Raw genomic sequence first — 314 nt, 5'->3', positions numbered from 1 at the left:
CTTTGATGTACCTAAAGATGCAGTGCCAGCATCTAAAGGAGATGTAAAATCTGTTGAAAGAACAGAAGGTACAGGTACAGATTCTCAAGAAGGAAAAATGGTAGAAACAAAAGAAGGTACGGAATCACAACCTGGAAAACACGCAAAAACTGTTGAAAGAGCAGAAGGTACAGGTACGGATTCTCAAGAAGGAAAAATGGTACCAACAAATGAAGAAAATTAAATAATATATAGTTATAACGAAGAGCATCCAAAAAGGGGTGCTCTTTTTATATTATAGGGATCAACTAGTTTTACAAAACATAGAGCTGTAG

At 35.7% G+C, this 314-nt stretch carries 1 pseudogene; it reads left to right on the top strand.

What is annotated here, in order from left to right:
- Positions 1 to 223: pseudogene (locus tag MR160_RS34230) on the top strand (alpha-ketoglutarate permease); the annotation flags it as partial.
- Positions 224 to 314: the final 91 nt, after the last annotated feature.

Origin of the sequence: Bacillus cereus group sp. BfR-BA-01382 (assembly GCF_022663475.1) — a bacterium.
In the GTDB taxonomy this organism is placed as follows: domain Bacteria; phylum Bacillota; class Bacilli; order Bacillales; family Bacillaceae_G; genus Bacillus_A; species Bacillus_A thuringiensis_S.
The sequence above is the reverse complement of the archived record's forward strand: the minus strand, read 5'-3'. Positions and strand labels throughout refer to the sequence as shown.